This window comes from Streptomyces sp. NPDC090032 (genome assembly GCF_044748025.1).
Classification (GTDB): Bacteria; Actinomycetota; Actinomycetes; order Streptomycetales; family Streptomycetaceae; genus Streptomyces.
Genome location: NZ_JBIVFF010000006.1, coordinates 51,408 through 70,695 on the forward strand (window position 1 = coordinate 51,408; position 19,288 = coordinate 70,695).

19 protein-coding genes are annotated in these 19,288 nt (G+C 71.5%); 6 read left to right on the forward strand and 13 right to left on the reverse strand.

Annotation, left to right across the window (positions count from 1 at the left end; genetic code table 11):
- Window positions 1-3 precede the first annotated feature (3 nt).
- Window positions 4-681, reverse strand: a complete 678-nt coding sequence (locus ACIPWY_RS15660) for a response regulator transcription factor (protein WP_362897580.1) — start codon at window positions 679-681, stop codon at window positions 4-6.
- A gap of 489 nt (window positions 682-1,170) precedes the next feature.
- Between ACIPWY_RS15660 and ACIPWY_RS15665 the strand changes: the two genes are divergently transcribed.
- On the forward strand, window positions 1,171-2,658 hold the full coding sequence (locus ACIPWY_RS15665) for an oligopeptide:H+ symporter (RefSeq protein WP_362897582.1): 1,488 nt from the start codon (window positions 1,171-1,173) through the stop codon (window positions 2,656-2,658).
- Between the two features lie 120 nt (window positions 2,659-2,778).
- Here the strand turns inward: ACIPWY_RS15665 and ACIPWY_RS15670 are convergent, their stop codons facing one another.
- The 6 genes from ACIPWY_RS15670 to ACIPWY_RS15695 all read right to left on the reverse strand — a co-directional run bounded on the left by ACIPWY_RS15670 (window position 2,779) and on the right by ACIPWY_RS15695 (window position 8,508).
- A complete protein-coding gene (locus ACIPWY_RS15670) occupies window positions 2,779-4,068 on the reverse strand; it encodes a hypothetical protein (RefSeq protein WP_362898380.1) in 1,290 nt (429 codons plus the stop codon).
- A gap of 38 nt (window positions 4,069-4,106) precedes the next feature.
- Complete coding sequence (locus ACIPWY_RS15675) at window positions 4,107-5,255, reverse strand: hypothetical protein (protein ID WP_362897584.1); 1,149 nt, start codon at window positions 5,253-5,255, stop codon at window positions 4,107-4,109.
- Entirely contained in the window at window positions 5,252-6,286 is a 1,035-nt protein-coding gene (locus tag ACIPWY_RS15680; RefSeq protein ID WP_393705448.1) for a hypothetical protein, read from the reverse strand. Before ACIPWY_RS15680 ends, ACIPWY_RS15675 begins: the two co-directional genes overlap by 4 nt.
- Window positions 6,287-6,495: 209 nt before the next feature.
- Window positions 6,496-7,209: an LPXTG cell wall anchor domain-containing protein gene (locus ACIPWY_RS15685; RefSeq protein WP_393705447.1), complete on the reverse strand. Its 714-nt coding sequence runs from the start codon at window positions 7,207-7,209 to the stop codon at window positions 6,496-6,498.
- 194 nt (window positions 7,210-7,403) lie between these two features.
- The gene (locus tag ACIPWY_RS15690) at window positions 7,404-7,925 is read right to left on the reverse strand and encodes an ATP-binding protein (protein ID WP_362897590.1); all 522 of its coding nucleotides are present in this window, start codon (window positions 7,923-7,925) and stop codon (window positions 7,404-7,406) included.
- Between the two features lie 214 nt (window positions 7,926-8,139).
- On the reverse strand, window positions 8,140-8,508 hold the full coding sequence (locus ACIPWY_RS15695; protein ID WP_362897592.1) for an STAS domain-containing protein: 369 nt from the start codon (window positions 8,506-8,508) through the stop codon (window positions 8,140-8,142).
- 262 nt (window positions 8,509-8,770) lie between these two features.
- On the opposite strand from ACIPWY_RS15695, the gene ACIPWY_RS15700 reads away from it, so the two are divergent.
- Window positions 8,771-9,655 carry an RNA polymerase sigma factor SigF gene (locus tag ACIPWY_RS15700; RefSeq protein ID WP_362897594.1) on the forward strand — a complete coding sequence of 295 codons (885 nt, stop codon included), beginning with the start codon at window positions 8,771-8,773 and terminating at the stop codon, window positions 9,653-9,655.
- Between the two features lie 99 nt (window positions 9,656-9,754).
- Here ACIPWY_RS15700 and hutI read toward each other — a convergent pair whose 3' ends face one another.
- The 5 genes from hutI to ACIPWY_RS15725 form a co-directional block, all read right to left on the reverse strand.
- Entirely contained in the window at window positions 9,755-10,924 is a 1,170-nt protein-coding gene (gene hutI, locus ACIPWY_RS15705) for an imidazolonepropionase (RefSeq protein ID WP_393705446.1), read from the reverse strand.
- 110 nt (window positions 10,925-11,034) lie between these two features.
- Window positions 11,035-12,372, reverse strand: coding sequence for a formimidoylglutamate deiminase (locus ACIPWY_RS15710; RefSeq protein WP_393705445.1), 1,338 nt, complete (start codon window positions 12,370-12,372; stop codon window positions 11,035-11,037).
- Window positions 12,363-13,565 (reverse strand): allantoate amidohydrolase, encoded by a 1,203-nt coding sequence (locus ACIPWY_RS15715; protein WP_393705467.1) that lies wholly within the window; start codon window positions 13,563-13,565, stop codon window positions 12,363-12,365. Before ACIPWY_RS15715 ends, ACIPWY_RS15710 begins: the two co-directional genes overlap by 10 nt.
- A gap of 20 nt (window positions 13,566-13,585) precedes the next feature.
- Window positions 13,586-15,250 carry a urocanate hydratase gene (hutU, locus tag ACIPWY_RS15720; RefSeq protein ID WP_393705444.1) on the reverse strand — a complete coding sequence of 555 codons (1,665 nt, stop codon included), beginning with the start codon at window positions 15,248-15,250 and terminating at the stop codon, window positions 13,586-13,588.
- Between the two features lie 144 nt (window positions 15,251-15,394).
- Window positions 15,395-16,363 carry an NAD(P)-dependent oxidoreductase gene (locus tag ACIPWY_RS15725; protein WP_362897602.1) on the reverse strand — a complete coding sequence of 323 codons (969 nt, stop codon included), beginning with the start codon at window positions 16,361-16,363 and terminating at the stop codon, window positions 15,395-15,397.
- Between the two features lie 250 nt (window positions 16,364-16,613).
- Between ACIPWY_RS15725 and ACIPWY_RS15730 the strand changes: the two genes are divergently transcribed.
- Genes ACIPWY_RS15730 through ACIPWY_RS15745 form a run of 4 tightly spaced genes read left to right on the forward strand, consistent with a single transcriptional unit; the run spans window position 16,614 to window position 18,743 of the window.
- Entirely contained in the window at window positions 16,614-17,012 is a 399-nt protein-coding gene (locus ACIPWY_RS15730; RefSeq protein WP_100597931.1) for a hypothetical protein, read from the forward strand.
- Window positions 17,009-17,812, forward strand: coding sequence for a transcriptional regulator (locus ACIPWY_RS15735; protein ID WP_393705442.1), 804 nt, complete (start codon window positions 17,009-17,011; stop codon window positions 17,810-17,812). The genes ACIPWY_RS15730 and ACIPWY_RS15735 overlap by 4 nt, the downstream gene beginning before the upstream one ends.
- A 38-nt stretch (window positions 17,813-17,850) precedes the next feature.
- Complete coding sequence (locus ACIPWY_RS15740; protein WP_401533514.1) at window positions 17,851-18,327, forward strand: roadblock/LC7 domain-containing protein; 477 nt, start codon at window positions 17,851-17,853, stop codon at window positions 18,325-18,327.
- 41 nt (window positions 18,328-18,368) lie between these two features.
- Window positions 18,369-18,743, forward strand: a complete 375-nt coding sequence (locus ACIPWY_RS15745; protein WP_326775408.1) for a hypothetical protein — start codon at window positions 18,369-18,371, stop codon at window positions 18,741-18,743.
- 76 nt (window positions 18,744-18,819) lie between these two features.
- Here the strand turns inward: ACIPWY_RS15745 and ACIPWY_RS15750 are convergent, their stop codons facing one another.
- A complete protein-coding gene (locus ACIPWY_RS15750; RefSeq protein WP_362897606.1) occupies window positions 18,820-19,242 on the reverse strand; it encodes a hypothetical protein in 423 nt (140 codons plus the stop codon).
- Between the last annotated feature and the right edge of the window lie 46 nt (window positions 19,243-19,288).

Below are 19,288 nucleotides of genomic sequence, written 5' to 3' on the forward strand. Positions count from 1 at the left end.
ACGTCAGCTCTTCTCGAAACGGAAGCCGACGCCGCGCACGGTGGCGATGTAGCGCGGGTTGGCGGCGTCGTCACCGAGCTTCTTGCGCAGCCAGGAGATGTGCATGTCGAGGGTCTTCGTCGACGACCACCAGGTGGTGTCCCAGACCTCGCGCATCAGCTGGTCGCGGGTGACGACGCGGCCGGCGTCGCGCACCAGGACCCGCAGCAGGTCGAACTCCTTGGCGGTGAGCTGGAGTTCCTCGTCGCCCATCCACGCGCGGTGCGACTCGACGTCGATGCGGACGCCGTGTGTGGCGGGCGGCTGCTGGGGCTCGGCGGCGCCGCGCCGCAGCAGGGCCCGTACGCGGGCGAGGAGTTCGGCGAGGCGGAACGGCTTGGTGACGTAGTCGTCGGCGCCGGCGTCCAGGCCGACGACGGTGTCCACCTCGTCGGCGCGGGCGGTCAGGATGAGGACGGGCACCGTGTGGCCCTCGGCGCGCATGCGCCGGGCGACCTCCAGGCCGTCCATGCCGGGCAGCCCCAGGTCGAGTACGACGAGGTCGATGTTGCCCTGCAGTCCCGCGTCGAGCGCGGTCGGGCCGTCCTCACGCACTTCGACCTCGTAACCCTCCCTGCGCAGGGCACGGGCCAGCGGCTCCGAGATGGACGCGTCGTCCTCGGCGAGCAGTACACGGGTCATGCAGTGATGGTAGTCCGCGCCGGACGGCGGCCGGGGGGCGATCCACCAGGGCAGCGACCCGGCCGGGCGGGCCTACGCCTGTGGGATGAGAACCTGGATGACACCTTCGAATGCGCGCGAACGGTTCCGTCAGGGCCTGTGATCCATCTCTCAAGTCCTTCCATATGCCGCACTGTCGTGTCGTATGGTGACTGAACGCCTGATGCACTAATGAAGGCCTTTGAGCGCACCGCGCTGCGAAGGTCTCTTTCATGTGCGAGCTGGTCACCACCAGCTTTGAAGGAATGACCTGTGGGCCGGACCCCGGACGCGAAGACGCGCACGGGGTGTGGATCCCGGGACAGCCGTACCTGGTCTCCGTATGCGTCTTCGCACGCGGCGGCGATCCCCCGTGGGCGTGGGGAGGAGGACGGCAGGTCCCGGTGCCGGCCACCCCCACTGGCCGCGCGGTCACCCACGACCCGCGACCCGTACCAGCAAGGAACTTCCATGGCGACCAGCCTGACGAAGGAATCCACCGGGGCACCCTCCGGCGGCAAGACCTTCTTCGGCCACCCTCGCGGCCTGGCCACTTTGTTCATGACCGAGATGTGGGAGCGTTTCTCCTACTACGGCATGCGCGCCCTGCTCCCGCTGTACCTGGTGGCGCCCGAGGGCCTCGGCCTCGACGCGGGCACGGCCATCGCCATCTACTCCGTCTACGTCTCGACGGTGTACCTGCTCGCCATGCCCGGCGGCTGGTTCGGCGACCGCGTGTGGGGACCGCGCAAGACGACCGCGATCGCCGGTGCGGTGATCATGGTTGGTCACCTGCTGCTGGCCGTCCCCTCGAACGGCATCTTCTACGTCGGTCTGCTCTTCGTGGCGGTCGGTTCGGGTCTGCTGAAGTCCAACATCTCGACGATGGTCGGCCACCTCTACAACGGCCCGGACGACCCGCGCCGTGACGGCGGCTTCACCGTCTTCTACATGGGCATCAACCTCGGCGCGTTCGCCGCGCCGCTGGTCATCGGCACCGTCGGCCAGAACGTGAACTGGCACCTCGGCTTCGCGCTCGCCGCGGTCGGCATGGCGATCGGCCTCGGCCAGTTCCTGCTCGGCACCCGCCACCTGTCGGAGCAGTCCTCCGTCGTCCCGAAGCCGCTGGACGCCGCCGAGCGCGCCGCGACGCTGAAGAAGTCGATGATCTGGCTGCTCGTCGCCGTCGTCTTCTACGGCATCGTCGTGGGCACCGGCACGTACACCCTGAACTGGGTGATGGTCCCGCTCATGGTGATCGGCCTGGTCGTCCCGATCATGGTCCTCGGCCGCATCAAGCGCGACAAGGAACTGACGAAGACCGAGCAGTCGAAGGTCTCCGGCTACATCTGGTTCTTCGCCGCCGCCGCCGTCTTCTGGATGATCTACGACCAGGGCGGCTCGACCCTGTCGATCTTCGCCGACAGCCACGCCAATACGAGCGTCTTCGGCTGGGACTTCCCGGTCTCCTGGTTCCAGTCCGTGAACCCGGTGATCATCATGGCGCTGGCCCCGGTCGCCGCCATGATCTGGCTGGCGCTGGCCCGCAAGGGCAAGGAGCCGAGCACGGTCACCAAGTTCTCGCTCGGCCTGGCCCTCGTCGGCATCTCCTTCTTCGTCTTCCTGCTGCCGCTGACGGCCGCGGGCGACGGCAAGGTCAGCCCCTGGTGGCTCGTCCTGATCTACTTCGTCCAGACGGTCGGCGAGCTGGCCCTCTCCCCGGTCGGCCTCTCGGTGACCACCAAGATGGCCCCGGCGAAGTACGGCTCCCAGATGATGGGTGTCTGGTTCCTCGCGGTGACGGCGGGCGACGCGGTGACGGGCCTGCTCTCGACGGCCGGCGTCGACCTCAACGGCACGGGCGTCGTGGCCCTGGAAGCCGCACTCGCGGTGATCGCGGGCGGCGCGGTGTTCATGTACCGCAAGCAGGTCAAGGAGCTCATGGGCGACGTGCGCTAGTCGCACCCGCTCGGCCGCACACGTACGAAGGGCCGTCCCACCGAATCCGGTGGGACGGCCCTTCGGCGTTTCCCGGTGCCGCGTACGTACGCGGCGCCGATTGAGGGCGGACCCCTCAGCTCACCCCACCCGGCGTCGCTTCGGCAGGAACGTGAAGACCGCTCCGCCCAGCAGGATCACCGTGCCCGCGACCAGGCCGAGGGCGCGCAGGATGCCGTCGTTCGACGAGCCCGTCTCCGCCAGGCCGCCGGAGGTGTCCGAGCCGCCCGCCGACCCGCCGGCCGACCCGGAGCCGCCCGCCGCGCCGCCCGGCTGGGCCGCCGTGTCGATCTCCAGGGAGACCTCCGTCTTCGACGGGGTGCACGTCGTCGTCGTGCCCAGGGCCTTCACCGTGAGCACTCCGGGCGACAGGGTCGACTTGCCGTCGGCGCCCGGCTTGTACGTACCCGTCAGGTCCGGGATGTTGATGGGCGCACCGGACTTGATGGGCTCCTTGTTCGTGGGGCCCTCCACGTGGACCGTGCCCTTGTCGGCGCCGCCCAGGGTGACCTCCATCGACGGCTTGACCGAGTCGGCGGGGATGTCCGCCGGGCTGTCCATGACGGACTTCTTGAACTGGACCGTCAGGCCGTAGTTCCCGCCGTCCTTCTTGGCGTTGATCTGCACCGGCGAGGTGGCGTCCTTGTCGCCGATGGGGGTCTTGCACTTGTAGGGGATCTGGACTTCCTTGCCGGTGAAGTCGCTCTGCCCGCCGCCGCTGCCACCCGTGTCGCTGCCGCCGGTGTCGCTGCCGCCCGTACCGGTGGAGCCGCCACCGCTGGTGCCGCCCGTCGGCAGACCCGTCGGGAGCCCGGTGGGCAGACCCGTCGGGAGACCTGTGGGCAGGCCGCCCGTCGTGGCGCCGCCCCCGTCGGTGACCTTGATGGTCGCGCCGGGCTTGACGGCCTCCTTGGGCGAGCACTTGGTGTCCGTCGAGATCGGCTTGCTGACGTTGATGTTGTACTTGTCCGGGGTCAGCGTCACCTCGCCGGGCGCCGTCAGCTTGATCTTGCCCTTCATGTCGGACAGGACCATGGGGCTGTTCTTCTTGATCGGCGGATTGGTGCGGGTGCCCTCCACCGACAGGTCCGCGGTCTGCGCGCCGCCCACCTTCACGGTGCCGGTCGGCAGGACCGTGTCCTTGTCGAGGTCGAGGACATCGGGGTTGCTGGACGCGGCCTGGGTCGTCTTCCAGACGACCTCCACCTCGTCCCCCACCTTCGCCTCGGCGGGCGCCGTGATCTCCACCTTGGTCGTGCCCTCCACGGCGGGCAGGCCGGAGATGGCGGGCGGGATGCACTCGGTCTTGTACGCGACCTCGGCGGCCTGTGCCGGTGCGGCGGCGAGCAGGAGGCCCGCACCGCCCAGCATCAGGGCGACGCCGGCCGCGCTCACTCTCCGTTGGGTGCTCACGTGTTTCCCTTCGTTGTCGGGCTGTTGTCTGACGGTGCGGAGAGCTGACCGGCCGGTGCGCCCGGATCCGTGTCCGGGGTGAACCAGGGCAGGGCCGTAGAAGTGGAAGTAGAAGCAGTAGAAGAAGAAGCCTTGGTGGGGCCGGAAGCCTTTTCCGTGGAGCGGCGGGGCGACGGTTCCGGGAGGGTCAACTTCGGCAGCCGCGCCGTCACTTCGGACAGGCGCAGCCCGCCGCGGTGACGTCCCGCCCCGCCGGACCGCCGGGGCCGTACGCGGTCCACGACCGCCATCCCGATCCGGAACACCGCCGCCGGGATCACGACGCAGAGCAGGATCCAGAAGAGGGTGACCCCCCAGGGACGGCCCACGCCCCACGGCTGTTCGGCCAGGACCTTGCCGCCGAACTTGAGTGAGACGAGGTAGTTGCCGTGCGCGCCCGAGGTGAGTTCGACGGGCAGCTTGATCTGCGCCTTGCGGCCGGGGGCGATCGTGCCGCGCCACTGCTGGTCCTCCCACTGCGGGGCGAACACCCCGTGGGAGGTGCCGACCTGGAAGACCGGGTCCTTGAGGGGGGCCGAGCCTACGTTGCCGACGGTGAAGACGAACGTGCGTGACGCCGGGGCGCCGAACCAGGTCAGGACGCCGCTCGACCCGTCGAGCCGGGTGTCGGTCAGGACGGACAGCTTCCCGGTGCCCGCCTGCGCGGGGAGCGCCTTGACGGGATGGCCCGCGACCTTGAGCACCGCGTCCGCCTGCGCTTTGTCGCCGGTGACGGTCGCGACGTGGACGACGCACGGGCAGGGCACGGGCGGCTCGGCGACCGGGAGCTTCTTGCTGAAGGAGCCGTCGGACCCGGTGGTGACGGCCCGGCCGTCGGCGTTGGCGCAGGAGTTGGTGCCGCCGATGACTCCCTTGCCGGGTTCGGACTGGCCGCAGATGAGCATCATGAGCAGCGTCTTCGAACGCCACCCCGATCCGCTGACGGTGATCGAACCGCCGGTCCCCGCCTGGGACTTGGAGAGCGTGACGGCCGGCCCTTCGGCGGCGGAGACGGCCTGCTGCGGCAGGGCGGCGAGGCCGAGCGCGGTGACCAGGACGAGCGCTGCCGCCCACAGCCGGGGCCCGCAGCGGTGGCGGCGGTTCATGACCAACTCCCTTGGATCTCTGAAATCTCTGGGATCTCTGGGGTCTTCTCGGAGGGCTCTGGGGTCTGCTCTGGGTTCCCGCGGTCCCGGGGGTTCCCCTGGCCCGGGGGGTTTCCCCCGTCCCCGTCCCTCTCCCCCGCCCGCCGTCGTCGGCGTACGAGCCAGAAGGCCCCGGCCCCGGCGGCCAGCAGAGCGGCTCCCGCCCCCGCGACGCCGCCCCACGGCACGAACCGCTTCGTCGCCGTCGCCTCGTCGTGGGCGCCGCCCCCGGCCGTGACCGTGAGCCGTACCCGGACCGAGTCGAGGGCGGGGGTGTTCGTCCAGGGCTCGCTGAGGGTGACGCGGCGGCCGGGCAGCAGCTCGACCGGCAGGGTGCGCGGGCGCCGGTCGAGGGCCCGGCCGAGTACGCCGTCGGCGCGCACGGCCAGCTTGGGCGTCAGAACGGTGTTGCCGCGGTTGACGAGGTCGTACGAGATCCGTCCGCCGGTGACCCGGACCCGCTCGACGGTGAGCGCCGAGAGGGTGGGGCCGCTGACCCGCAGGTGGATGCTGACTCCGGAGTCGCGGCCGTTCGCGCTGGCCACGACGGCGCCCGGGTGGTCGCCGGGTGTGGCGTCGGCCGGGACGGTGACGGTGAAGGGGACCTCGGCGCGGGTGCGCGCCGGGACCTTCACCTCGCGCCGGGCGAAGGTGATCCACGCGCCCGTGTCGGTCGACTTCGTGCGCAGGGAGAGGGCGCCGGTGCCGGTGTTGTCGGCGTCGGCGCCGCGCAGCCGTACGGTCAGGGGGCTGTCGCCGGGGTTGGTGACGGCCACCTTGTCCTGGAGCACGGTGCCGGGCACCCCCTCCGCGTAGAAGTAGGGGCGGCCGTCCTGCGCGGGCCTGGTGCCGCCGCCGGCGGACGGGGTGACGGACCAGGCGGGCGCCGTGGCAGCCGCGGCCACCGGGGCCGCCCCTGCCACTGCGGCCAGCAGGACGGCGGCCCCGCACAGCGCGCGCAGGCGGGCGCGGGCCCGGGGAGGGGACGGCATCGGCGGCTCCAGGTCATCGCGTACGGGTGTCGGACGGGCACGGCCGCCCAGGGTCTTCCGTTTGGACAGGCCGGATCAGGGAGCGGGGTCTGGCGCCGTGCATCGCAAGGCGGAAGAGGGAGTCGACGCGGATCGTCGGGGACCGACACGCCGCGAGGTGCGGCGCCAGACCCCGCGAGCCCGGCCTGATCCAAACGAGAGGCCCTAGGTCAGCGCGCCGCCTGGTTGCGCCGCGTCAGCCACAGCACGCCCGCCGCGCCCGCGAGCAGCACCGTGCCGCCGAGGGTGCCGAGCGCGATCGCGGAGTCCTCGGGTCCCGTCTGCGGCAGTTCGCCGCCGGACGGGGCACTCGCGGAGCCGCCCGCCGTACCGCCTGTCGAGCCGCCCGAAGTGCCGCCGCCCCCGGCCGACTTGACGTCCAGCGTCAGTGACGGCTTCGGGCTGTTCGCGGGTGTGCACGTCGTCGTGGTGCCGAGTGCCTTGATGGTGAGGACACCGGCGGTGAAGGTGACCTTGCCGCTCTTCGCCGGCGTGTAGGTGCCCGACAGATCGCTGATCTTGATGGGGGTGTTGGCGGGGATCGCCTCCGCGTTCGGCGGTCCTGACACCGGCAGGGAGCCGGTTTCCGCACCGCCCAGCTTGATGACGGCGCTGGGCTTCATCGCGCCCTTGCCGAGCTCCACCGGGCTGGACGAGACGCCCTTCTGGAAGGACATGGTGATCTTGTAGCCGCTGCCACTCTTGACACCCTTGATGTCGATCGGGGAGACCGCTCCCTTGTTCCCGATCGGCGTCTTGCACTGGTAGTTGACGTCCTGCACATCGGCCTGGGCTGCGGGGGCGGCCATCAGCACCCCGGAGCCGGCCAGGGCCGCGGCCAGCGCGAGCGCTGCCGTTCGCTTCTGGTACGTCCGGTACGACACCTCGAGTTCCCCTCATGCCGGGAGTTCCTGAGTTGCACGCGCCAAGTTACTGACGGCACATCAGATTGGGCGCTCAAGGTACGCCGGGGACCTTGTCGAGGGAAGACATAAGTGCGCGCCGGATCCGATGGGATCCGGCGCGTGCGAAGAGATGTGCGAACCCGGGGTAACCCCAAGCCCCCCAAGGCCTCCGGTCAGGCGGGCGCTCCGACTTCGGCCCAGACGGTCTTGCCGGGGACGCCCGTGGTCCTGACGACTCCCCAGTCCATGCACAGGCGCTGCACGATGAACATCCCGTGCCCGCCGGGCCGGCCGGCGCGGTGCGGGGTCCGGGGCGCGGGCTGCCCGGCCCCCCGGTCGGAGACCTCGATACGCAGCACCTTGCTGTCGCAGGAGATGCGCAGCTCGTCGGGGCCCTCGGCGTGCAGGCAGGCATTGGTGACCAGCTCGGAGACGACGAGCAGGACGTCCTCGGCGGCGGCCCGCCGGTCGGCGGTGCCCGCCGGCATCCAGCCCCAGGCGTGCAGCGCCTCGCGGGCGAAGTCACGGGACAGGGGGACGATGCCGACCGCCCCGACCAGGTTCAGCGTGCGGCTCTGGTGCCCGGCTGTCCGCCCGACGTCGGCGGGGGACAGACCTGGCGTGCCACCGGTATCGCCGGTGGCTTCCGGCTCCGGGCCGCGGTCGCCCGGCGAGTAAGGCCGGGTGGTGCTCATCAGCACTTCACCTCACCGAGACTCTTGACGTGTGATGTGTGGAAAAGATTCGCCGTGGAGGCGTGGTCCGGGGTGGGACCCAGCTTGTCTCCTGCCCGACCGATCCGTGAGAACACCCACTTCTTCGGCATGGCTGGTGTGACGCTGGTAACGTCTCGATCACGTAGAGACAACTGACGCGTAACTTCCGTGCTTCACCTGCGTACGCGCCCTGTCAGTCGTCGAGAGCCGCGTCGAGCGACTCATGGACGGTGAAGACGGCTTCCGCGCCGGTGATCTCGAAGACCCGGGCCACCACGGGCAGCATCCCGGCCAGATGGACTCCGCCTCCGGCGGCCTCCGCCTTGAGGCGGGCACCGAGCAGCACATTGAGCCCGGTCGAATCACAGAACTCGAGCCGTGAGCAGTCGATCACCAGCCGTGACAATCCGGCGGTGAGGCAGCTCTCCAGGGGTTCTCGCAATAGATCGGCGGTGTGGTGGTCCAGCTCACCCACCGGAGTCACGACGGCGCTGACGCCCTCTTCCCGCACCTCGACCAGAAGCCGGCCCCGATGCGCGCTGCCGACTGTCCCGCGGTCCATGACGTCTCTCTCTTCCGAGTCTTCTCGATCGCCGTGGCTGTTCATTGACGCCCCCGAACACTACGCCTTTGCTACGCCCTCCGGTACCCGAACAACCCCTAGGAATCGGACATTTAGCCACATAACGCACTTGCGGGCAAGGCGTAAAAGCGGGTAGGCCTAGTAAGGACAGCTATCGACCACGGCCGGCTACGGAGGCGCCGCACACCGCAGTGCACGTATTGGCATCGGCAGCCATATGCCGAGAACGATGGAGGACATCATGTCACCCCGGCTCGACGAATCGCGTACTGACCAGGCGTCGACGTCGACACCCCCACCGGAACACGAGGCCTTCGACAACCTGGCCGGCCTGCCGGAGATCCCGCCTTTCGACGAGGTGGCTCCCCGGGATGCACGGGCTCTGTCCAAAACGCTCTTCGAGCGGCTGGAGTCCATCGAAGAGGGCACCCACGAGTATTCGTATGTCCGTAACACGCTGGTTGAACTCAATCTCGCCCTGGTGAAGTTCGCGGCGTCCCGGTTCCGCTCCCGCAGCGAACCGATGGAGGACATCATCCAGGTCGGCACGATCGGCCTGATCAAGGCGATCGACCGCTTCGAGCTGAGCCGTGGCGTCGAGTTCCCGACGTTCGCGATGCCGACCATCGTCGGCGAGATCAAGCGCTTCTTCCGTGACACGTCCTGGTCCGTCCGCGTTCCGCGGCGGCTCCAGGAGCTTCGTCTCGACCTTGCCAAGGCGGGCGACGAACTCGCCCAGCAGTTCGACCGCGCACCGACGGTGGGCGAGCTCGCCGAGCGCCTGGGCATCACGAACGACGAGGTCGTCGAGGGCATGGCCGCCTCCAACGCCTACACGGCCAGCTCCCTGGACGCGCAGCCCGAGGAGGACGACTCCGAGGGCGCGCTCGCGGACCGCATCGGGTACGAGGACCACGGGCTCGAGGGCATCGAGTACGTCGAGTCCCTGAAGCCCCTGATCGCCGAACTCCCGTCCCGGGACCGGAAGATCCTCTCCCTGCGCTTCGTCGCCAACATGACGCAGTCGGAGATCGGCGAGGAGCTGGGCATCTCCCAGATGCACGTGTCCCGGCTGCTCTCGCGGACGCTGGTGCGCCTGCGCAAGGGCCTCACGCTGGAGGAATAGCCGTCCCGCCGGCCGACCGACCTCCGCCGCCTCCGCGCACTCGGCGCGGCGGCGGCGTGTGTGTTCTCACACGTGTTCTCAGGCGGCGTGGGTGCCCGGTCAGGCGGCGCGCACGCCGCGCCGCCAGACCGACGACACCAGCGGTACGCCCGGCCGGTACGCCAGGTGGACGTGGCTCGGCGCGTCGAGCAGGGCCAGGTCCGCGTACGCCCCCGGCGTCACGCGGCCGATGTCGTCGCGGCGCAGCGCCCGCGCGCCGCCCGCCGTCGCGGCCCAGATCGCCTCGTCCGGCGTCATCCCCATGTCCCGTACGGCCAGGGCGATGCAGAACGGCACCGAGGACGTGAAGGACGAGCCCGGGTTGCAGTCCGTGGACAACGCCACGGTCGCGCCCGCGTCCAGGAGACGGCGGGCGTCGGGCCACTCGGCGCGCGTCGAGAACTCCGCGCCCGGCAGCAGCGTGGCGACCGTGCCGCTGTTCGCGAGGGCGTCGACGTCCGCGTCCGTGAGGTGCGTGCAGTGGTCGGCGCTCGCCGCGTCGAGTTCTACGGCGAGCTGGACCCCGGGCCCGTAGCTGAGCTGGTTCGCGTGGACGCGGGGGTGCAGGCCGCGGGCCTTGCCGGCGTTGAGGATCGCGCGGGCCTGGTCGCCGTCGAAGGCGCCCTTCTCGCAGAAGACGTCGATCCAGCGGGCGTGCGGGGCGCAGGCGTCCAGCATCTCGCCGGTCACGAGCGCGACGTAGGCGGCCGGGTCGTCCGCGTAGTCCGGCGACACGATGTGCGCGCCGAGGTAGGTGACCTCGTCGGTGTGGCGCGCCGCGATGCGCAGCGCCCTCGCCTCGTCCTCGACGGTCAGCCCGTAGCCCGACTTCGTCTCGAAGGTCGTCGTGCCCTGGCGCAGCGCCTCGGCCAGGTAGTGGGTGAGGTTCGCCTCCAGCTCCGCGTCGGTGGCGGCACGGGTGGCCGCGACGGTCGTACGGATGCCTCCGGCGGAGTAACTGCGGCCCGACATGCGGGCGTTGAACTCCTGGGTGCGGTCGCCCGCGAACACCAGGTGGGAGTGGGAGTCGACGAAGCCGGGGATGGCGGCGCGGCCCTCGGCGTCGTGGGTGGCGTCGGCCGACGGGGCCTCGGCGGTGGGGCCCACCCAGGCGACGCGGTCGCCTGCGATGACGACGGCGGCGTTCTCGACGAGACCGAGAGGGCTGTCGCCCTGGGCCGGGTCGTTGGTGACCAGGGAGCCGATGTTGGTGATGACGGTGGTGGTCATGGTTCCTCTCCGCGGGTGGGGAATCCTCGAACGCCGGTCGGGCTGATGTTTCAGCCCGACCGGCGTTCGAGGACATTCGGGAAGGGGCGGGCTGGGGGTGGAGGACAGCTTTACCCCCGCAGCGCCCCGATCGCCTCGGCCAGTGCCCCCGCGACGTCCCCGACCAGCTCGTGCTGCCCGTCACGGACCACGTGACGGCCACCCACGACCGTGTGCCGCACGTCCGCCGCCGATGCCGCGAACACCGCCGTCTCCGCGCCGAGCCGCGGCAGCGGGCCCGCCGTGCGTACGGAGTCCAGCGCGACCGTCGTGAGGTCGGCGAGCGCCCCGCGTTCGATCCGTCCGGCGTCGGTCCAGCCGAGCGCCGCGTGCCCGTCGGCCGTGGCGGCGCGCAGCAGGGCCGACGCCGTCCAGTGACCCCGGGTGCGCGTGCGCAGCCGCTCGTTCAGTTCCATCGCCCGCGCCTCTTCGAAGAGGTCGATGACGGCGTGACTGTCCGAGCCGAGGGAGAGCGGTGAGCCCGCCTTCTGGAGGGCGACGGCGGGGCCGATGCCGTCGGCCAGGTCGCGTTCCGTGGTGGGGCACATGCACGTGCCCGTGCCGGAGCCGCCGAGCAGGGCGATGTCCTCGTCGGTGAGGTGCGTGTTGTGGACGCCCGTGGTGTGCGGGCCGAGCACACCGTGGTCGGCGAGGAGCCGGGTCGGCGTGCAGCCGTGCGCGGCCAGGCACGCGTCGTTCTCCGCGGTCTGCTCGGAGAGGTGGACGTGCAGGGGCGCGCCGCGCGTGCTCGCCCACTCGGCGACCGTGCCGAGCTGGTCCGCGGGGACGGCCCGCACGGAGTGGATCGCCGCGCCGATCCGCGCGTGGTCGCGGTCCTTGAGGAGCGTGGCCCGCTCGGCCCACGCCTCGGTGGTGCCGTCGGAGAAGCGCCGCTGGTGGCGGTCGGGCTCCTTGCCGAAGCCGGAGGAGACGTACGCCGTGTCGAGGAGTGTGATGCGGATGCCGGCCTCGGCGGCGGCCGCGATCAGGGCCTCGCCCATCGCGTTGGGGTCGTCGTACGCGGTGCCGCCCGGCGCGTGGTGCAGATAGTGGAACTCGCCGACGGTGGTGATCCCGGCGAGCGCCATCTCCGCGTACACCGCCCTGGCGAGCGCGTGGTACGTGTCCGGGGTCAGCCGGTCGGCGACCGCGTACATCACCTCGCGCCACGTCCAGAACGTGCCCGAGCCCACCTGGACGGTGGAGCGCAGGGCGCGGTGGAAGGCGTGGCTGTGGGCGTCGGCCAGGCCGGGGACGGTCAGGCCGCGCAGGACGCTCGCGCCGGGGGGCGGGGTGTCGACGCCGGTGCGCACGTCCGCGATGCGGCCGTCCTGCGACACCTCGACGATCACGCCCGGCTCGACCTCCGGGTCGAGCCAGGCATGTTCCAGCCAGTACGTCACCTGCACGCCAAGCCCTCCAGTACATCGGCGAGTGCGCTCACTCCGGCGAGGCAGTCGTCCTCCGCGGCGTGTTCGGCCGGGGAGTGCGAGACGCCCGTGGGGTTGCGCACGAACAGCATGGCGGTCGGCACGGAGTCCGCGAGGATTCCGGCGTCGTGTCCCGCGCCGGTGCCGAGCACGGGGACGGTGAGCTGGTCGTCGGTGCCGAGGATGCGGCCGAGTTCGTCGCGCAGCGCGTGGTCGAACTCGACGACGGGCGTGAACGACTCGCGCACCGTCTCCAGGTCGATGCCGTGCGCGTCGGCGTACTCGCGGGCCGCCTTCTCGACGGCCGTGACGACCGTGTCGAGGGTCTGCTGGTCGGCGGCGCGGGAGTCGAGCCAGCCGCGCACCAGGGACGGGATGGCGTTGACGCCGTTCGGCTCGACGGAGATCTTGCCGAACGTGGCGACGGCGCCCGCGAGTTCCGCCTCGCGGCGGGCGGCGAGGACGGTCTGCGCGTACGACAGCATCGGGTCGCGGCGGTCGACGAGTCGGGTGGTTCCCGCGTGGTTGGCCTCGCCGCGGAAGTCGAAGCGCCAGCGGCCGTGCGGCCAGATGGCGCTCGCGATGCCCACGGCGTCGCCGGACAGGTCCAGGGCGCGGCCCTGTTCCACGTGCAGCTCGACGAACGCGCCGATGCGCGCGAGCCGCTCGGGGTCGGGACCGATCGCCTCCGGGTCGTAGCCCGCCCGCTCCATGGCCTGCGGGAGGCTGACGCCGTCCCCGTCGCGCAGCCGCGCCGCCTGCTCGGGGGTGAGCTTGCCCGCGGTGAGGCGGGAGCCGACGCAGGCCAGGCCGAACCGGGCGCCCTCCTCGTCACCGAAGTTGGTGAGCGCGAGAGGCCGGGTGAACTCCGCTCCCCTGCGGCGGAGTTCGTCGAGTGCGGCGAAGGACGACACGACCCCGAGGGGCCCGTCGAACGCGCCGCCGTCCGGTACGGAGTCCAGGTGGGAGCCCGTGACGACGGCGTCCCCCGCGGCGGGGTCGCCGAGCCAGGCCCACTGGTTGCCGTTGCGGTCGAGTTCGTAGGTCAGGCCGCGGGACTCGGCCTGCGCCTCGAACCACGCCCGGCAGTCGGTGTCGGCGGCGGTCCAGGCGTAGCGGCGGTAGCCGCCGCTCTCGTCGTTGCGGCCGATGGGCGCGAGGTCGCGCCACATCTCGCCGAAGGAAGCAGTCGTCACGCGTCGTCACCCTCGCGCATCGGCACGCGCACCCCGCGCTCGGCCGCGACGTCGGCCGCGTGCTCGTAGCCCGCGTCGACGTGGCGGATGACGCCCGTCGCCGGGTCGTTGGTGAGGACGCGCTCGATCTTCTGCGCGGCCAGCTCGGTGCCGTCGGCGACGCAGACCTGGCCGGCGTGGATGGAGCGGCCCATGCCGACGCCGCCGCCGTGGTGGATCGAGACCCAGGAGGCGCCGGAGGCCGTGTTGACCAGGGCGTTGAGCAGCGGCCAGTCGGCGATGGCGTCGGAGCCGTCCTTCATGGCCTCGGTCTCGCGGTACGGGGAGGCGACCGAGCCGGAGTCGAGGTGGTCACGGCCGATGGCGACCGGGGCGGAGAGCTCGCCGGAGGCGACCATCTCGTTGAACTTCAGACCGGCCAGGTGGCGCTCGCCGTAGCCGAGCCAGCAGATGCGCGCGGGCAGGCCTTCGAAGGCGATCCGCTCGGCGGCCATGTCGATCCAGCGGTGCAGGTGCTTGTTCTCCGGGAACAGCTCCTTGATCGCCTTGTCGGTCTTGGCGATGTCCTCCGGGTCACCGGACAGGGCGGCCCAGCGGAACGGGCCGAGGCCCTCCTCGAACAGCGGGCGGATGTGCGCCGGGACGAAGCCGGGGAAGTCGAAGGCGCGCTCGCAGCCCGCCTTGCGGGCCTCGTCGCGGATGGAGTTGCCGTAGTCGAAGACCTCGGCGCCGCGGTCGAGGAAGCCGATCATGGCCTCGACGTGGAGGCGCATCGAGTGGCGCGCCTTGTCGGTGAAGCCGGCCGGGTCGGCCTCGCGCTCCTTGTCCCAGTCCTCGACCGAGATACCGACGGGCAGGTAGGCCAGCGGGTCGTGGGCGGAGGTCTGGTCGGTGACGATGTCGATCGGGGCCTCGCGGCGCAGCAGCTCCGGGAAGATCTCGGCGGCGTTGCCCACCACGCCGATGGACAGGCCGCGGCGCTCGTCGCGGGCCTGGACCGCCAGCTCGAGGGCGTGGTCCAGGTTGTCGGCCTTCACGTCCAGGTAGCGGGTGCCGATGCGGCGGTCGATACGGGTCTCGTCGACGTCGACGCAGAGGGCGACGCCCTCGTTCATGGTGACCGCGAGGGGCTGGGCGCCGCCCATGCCGCCGACGCCGGCGGTGAGGGTGATGGTCCCGGCGAGGGTGCCGTTGAACTTCTTGCGGGCGACGGCGCCGAAGGTCTCGTAGGTGCCCTGGACGATGCCCTGCGAGCCGATGTAGATCCACGAACCGGCCGTCATCTGGCCGTACATGGTCAGGCCCTCGGCCTCCAGCTTGCGGAACTCCTCCCAGTTGGCCCAGTCGCCCACGAGGTTGGAGTTGGCGAGCAGCACGCGCGGCGCCCACTCGTTCGTGCGCATCACGCCGACCGGCTTGCCGGACTGCACGAGGAGGGTCTCGTCCGACTCCAGCGTCTTGAGGGTGCGCACGATCGCGTCGAACGCCTCCCAGGAGCGGGCCGCCTTACCGGTGCCGCCGTAGACGACCAGCTTGTCGGGGTGCTCGGCAACCTCAGCGTCGAGGTTGTTCATGAGCATCCGCAGGGCGCCCTCCTGCTGCCATCCCAGGGTGTTCAGTTCCGTACCGCGCGGGGCTCGTACGGGGCGGGGTCCTGACATGGCTGCCTCCTAGAAACTGTTGCCGTAGTTATTCACATCCTGGCGTCCTGAATAGGCCTAGTCAATACATGTCCGCGGCGGGTTGTCCCACTGACGCGCGTGGCGACAGCGGACAGGGGGACAGCGGGTACGGCTTTGCGGGTGTCAGTAGCCGCGGCCGGGGTCCACGGCGAGCACGGGGGTGCGCCCCGCGCGCAGCTCGTCCCAGCAGAGCGCGAAGTCGGCACACACGTCGTCGGGCGCGGTGATGCCCGCGGAGTGCGAGGTGATCACGGTGCGCGGCAGCCGCCACACCACGTCGTCGGACGCCGCGGGTTCCTCGCGCAGCACGTCGAGGACGGCCGCACGCACCGTGCCCTCGTCCAGGGCCGCGGCGAGCGCCGCCAGGTCGACGGCGGCCCCGCGGCCGGTGTTGAGGAAGGTGGCGCCGCGCAGGGCGGCGAAGCGCTCGGCGCCGAAGTAGTTCTCCGTACCGGCGGTCAGCGGGAGGGCGGACACCACCCAGCGGGCCCGGCCGAGCTGGGCGTCGGCCGTCTCGGCCGTCACGACCTCGCCGCCGTCCGGCAGGGTGCGGGCGGTCCGCGCGACATTCAGGGTGCGGATGCCGCAGCCACGCAGGTATGCCGCGACGCGTTCGCCGATGCGGCCCGCGCCGTAGACCAACGCGAGCTGTCCCGCGGCGAGTTCGGAGGGGACGCGGCGCCATTCCGCGCGCCGCTGCTGCTCCAGGAAGGAGGGGACGGTCTGGCACTCGGCGAGGATCCACGCCAGTACGTACTGCGCGATCCGCTCGCCCATGCGGCCCACGGTGCGGGTGAGGAGCGCGCCCTCGGGCCAGGTTCCGGAGGCGAGGAGCGCGTCGATGCCCGCGTTGGTGCTGTGGAACCAGCGGAGTCGGCCTCCGCGCAGCGATTCCGGTAGGACCGGGCCCACGTGGATGACGGGCTGCCCGGGATCCGGCGCGGACGACGCGTCGTAGCGTGCCACGGTGCGGCCGGTGATCTTCTCCAGCCCCTCGCGCACAGAGTCCGGCAGCGCGGGATCGATCAGGACCACCGCCCGTTCCAGCTCACCGAAGTGCCCCACCATCTGCCCCTTCACCCTGCCGGTCATGGATTGATGGCCCATCAATCTATCGGACGAGGAAGGTGGTCGATGTTCTTCGCGCCCTGCGCGCAAGGACCTGCGGGAGCTCCCGCAGGAGACGCTCGATGCCCCCGACTCCCGCGGATATCAAGCCGGTTGGCGGATTTTAGTAGCTCCACGCATGTTCCACTGGAAAATGCCAGAACCCTCACCTGGCCTCCGTACGTTGCGTAACGTCGTGCACACGGCCGAACGTCACGTACGGGAGGAGTCCGGTGTGCCCGGAATCGACGAGTGCCTGCTGGAAGCCATGCGGCTGCCCGGTGCGCGGGGTGCCTCCGTGGTCGACTGGACCAGCGGGCTCGCCCTCGGCACCGTCGGGGACTCGCCGAACGGGGACCACGAGGCGACCGCCGCGGAAGCCGCCGAGCTGGCCCGGATGACAGCCGAGCACCGCGCCTTCGCGCCCGCCGGCGGCGCCGACTGGTCCGCCGGCGAGCCGCCGGTCGAGGACGTCATCGTCACCAGCCGCGACGGCTATCACGTGCTGCGCTTCGTGCGGACCACGTTCGACAGCAGCGTCTTCCTCCATCTCTGGCTCGACCGGGAACAGGGCAACCTGGCGCTGTCCCGCATCCGGCTCGGCGAGATGGCGGACCGGCTGGTGCTCGGGTGACCGCGACGGCAGCGGCCAGGGCCGAGGGGCGCACCACGGCACCGGCCGGGGTCTCCCCCATGCTGCGCCGCCTCGCCGAGGAGCGGGCCACCGGCGCCCTGCTGCGCGACCGCGGCACGCTCTACCTCGCCGACGGACAGGTCGTGCACGCCGAGAGCCCCGCGACGCCCGGCATCGACGTCCTGCTCACCACCGGCGGCACCCTGCACCCCGACGGCTGGTGGGAGGCCGTCGACGCGGCCGGGACACGGCAGCGGGTCGGCCGCTACCTCGTGGAGAGCGGCCGGCTCACCGACGGCGCGCTCGAACTGTGCCACCTGGGCGCCCTCTACGACGCCGCGTTCTTCGCCCTCGCGCCCAGCGGCGCCCCGGCCCGCTTCCGCTACGGCGCCGCCCACTGGTTCGGCACCGTCCACCCCGTCTCCGTCGCGTCCGTGGAGGCCGAGACGCTGCGCCGGCGCGAGCTGCTGCACGGCATCCGGCCCGACGCCGCGACCGACACGGCACCCCTCGAACGGGACGGCGGCGGCCACAGCCCCGCCGTGCCGCCGCGCCAGCGCGCGGTCCTCGCCCTGGTGGACGGGGCGCGCACCGCGGCCGACATCTCCCACGTCCTCGGCAGGCCCGCCTTCCACACCCTGGTGGATCTGCGCAGGCTCGCCGCCGCCGGCCTCGTACGGGCTGCGGCGCCGCGTCCGCTGCCGCCCGCCCCGGCCGTGCCCGCCTGGGCGGGCACGGCGTCGGCCGACGCCGATGTCGCCCTGTTACGCCGCCTCAGAGACGCGCTGGAGGCCCTGTGAGACGCGCGCTCCGCCAGCGTGCCGAGAGGAGACAGCTGATGACGGCCGAGGCAGAAGTCCTCGAAGAACTGCACCGGTTGAGGGCTCGCATGCCCCGCCTCACGGGTGCGCTCGCGGCGGGTGTCGACGGGCTCGTCCTCGCCCAGGACACCCCGGGCGTGGACGCCGAGTCCATCGCCGCGCTCACCGCCGCCTCGCTCGGCGTGGCCCTGCGCATGGCCGACGCGACGGGGCGCGGCGACCTCCGCGAACTCCTCGTGCGCGGCACGCACGGCTATGTGGCCACCTACGCGGCCGGCCCGTCAGCCGTCCTGACGCTGCTCGCGGACGACCAGGTCAGCGTCGGCCGCCTGCACCTGGAGGGCCGCCGCTCCGGGGCGCGTATCGGCGAACTCGTGGCGGACGTCCTGACACCCGTCGAACCGCGGCCCGCGCCCGACCGGCGCCAGCCACGGCCGTCGCCCCGGCAACAGCGGCTGCCGACACGCCCCGTACCGCCCCCGCCCGCTTCCTGACCGACTCCACCGCACACGCGCATCCCTCGAAAGGACCGACCATGGCCAACACCGAAGCCTCCCTCAAGGACGCCGTCACCTCGATCGAAGGCGCCACCGCCGCCGCGCTCGTCGACTACACGAGCGGGATGGCGCTCGGCACCATCGGCGGCAGCAAGGACTTCGACCTCGAAGTGGCCGCCGCGGGCAACACCGACGTCGTACGGGCGAAGCTCCGCACCATGGAGCACCTCGGACTCAAGGACGAGATCGAGGACATCCTGATCACGCTCGGCACCCAGTACCACCTGATCCGCCTGCTGTCGGGGCGTTCCGGCAACGGCCTCTTCCTGTACCTGGTCCTCGACTCGAGCCGCGCGAACCTGGCGATGGCACGCCACCAGCTGAAGAAGATCGAGGCGGAGCTGGACGTCTGAGCCTCCTGGCCCTCCCGCCCGCTCAGGGACGACGCCGCGCCCCGCCGGGTGCGGCGTCCCCCGCGCGTGCGGGGGCTCAGTCCTCCCAGTCCGAGGAGTCGCGCTCCTTGCGCGACCCGAACCTCGGCATCCCCCGCACCGCCTGCAGCGCGTTCACGCCGACGATGCCCGTCCAGGCGATCAGCAGGCCGGGGAGATCGGCGTTGACGACGGCGATCGCGGACAGCGGGATGGCGAGGACCAGGGAGACGACGCCGAAGCCGAAGCGCTCGCCCCAGCTGTCGCTGTCGCCGCGCGGTGAGCGCGCGCCGCGGGCGACGACCATCTGCTGCTCCGCCAGCTGCCGCCGCACGCGGCGGTCCACGGCACCGTCGAGGCGCTGCTCGACCTTGTCCAGGAACGAGTCGACGAGCGCGGACTCGTACTCTTCGCCGAGTTCCCTGCGCGCGTGCAGGGTGGCGTCGAGTTCCTTCTTGAGTTCGGCGTCACGGGCTTCCATACCGGCCTACGGTACGGAGTGGATCCCGCCGTGGCAGTGGGGCTAG

Bases quoted from the DNA above. Each gene is read 5' to 3' on its own strand.
- ACIPWY_RS15660 (WP_362897580.1), bottom strand. From the start codon at position 681: ATGACCCGTGTACTGCTCGCCGAGGACGACGCGTCCATCTCGGAGCCG.
- ACIPWY_RS15665 (WP_362897582.1), top strand. From the start codon at position 1,171: ATGGCGACCAGCCTGACGAAGGAATCCACCGGGGCACCCTCCGGCGGC.
- ACIPWY_RS15670 (WP_362898380.1), bottom strand. From the start codon at position 4,068: ATGCTGGGCGGTGCGGGCCTCCTGCTCGCCGCCGCACCGGCACAGGCC.
- ACIPWY_RS15675 (WP_362897584.1), bottom strand. From the start codon at position 5,255: ATGAACCGCCGCCACCGCTGCGGGCCCCGGCTGTGGGCGGCAGCGCTC.
- ACIPWY_RS15680 (WP_393705448.1), bottom strand. From the start codon at position 6,286: ATGCCGTCCCCTCCCCGGGCCCGCGCCCGCCTGCGCGCGCTGTGCGGG.
- ACIPWY_RS15690 (WP_362897590.1), bottom strand. From the start codon at position 7,925: ATGAGCACCACCCGGCCTTACTCGCCGGGCGACCGCGGCCCGGAGCCG.
- ACIPWY_RS15695 (WP_362897592.1), bottom strand. From the start codon at position 8,508: ATGGACCGCGGGACAGTCGGCAGCGCGCATCGGGGCCGGCTTCTGGTC.
- ACIPWY_RS15700 (WP_362897594.1), top strand. From the start codon at position 8,771: ATGTCACCCCGGCTCGACGAATCGCGTACTGACCAGGCGTCGACGTCG.
- hutI (WP_393705446.1), bottom strand. From the start codon at position 10,924: ATGACCACCACCGTCATCACCAACATCGGCTCCCTGGTCACCAACGAC.
- ACIPWY_RS15715 (WP_393705467.1), bottom strand. From the start codon at position 13,565: ATGTGGCGCGACCTCGCGCCCATCGGCCGCAACGACGAGAGCGGCGGC.
- hutU (WP_393705444.1), bottom strand. From the start codon at position 15,250: ATGTCAGGACCCCGCCCCGTACGAGCCCCGCGCGGTACGGAACTGAAC.
- ACIPWY_RS15725 (WP_362897602.1), bottom strand. From the start codon at position 16,363: ATGACCGGCAGGGTGAAGGGGCAGATGGTGGGGCACTTCGGTGAGCTG.
- ACIPWY_RS15740 (WP_401533514.1), top strand. From the start codon at position 17,851: ATGACGGCCGAGGCAGAAGTCCTCGAAGAACTGCACCGGTTGAGGGCT.
- ACIPWY_RS15745 (WP_326775408.1), top strand. From the start codon at position 18,369: ATGGCCAACACCGAAGCCTCCCTCAAGGACGCCGTCACCTCGATCGAA.
- ACIPWY_RS15750 (WP_362897606.1), bottom strand. From the start codon at position 19,242: ATGGAAGCCCGTGACGCCGAACTCAAGAAGGAACTCGACGCCACCCTG.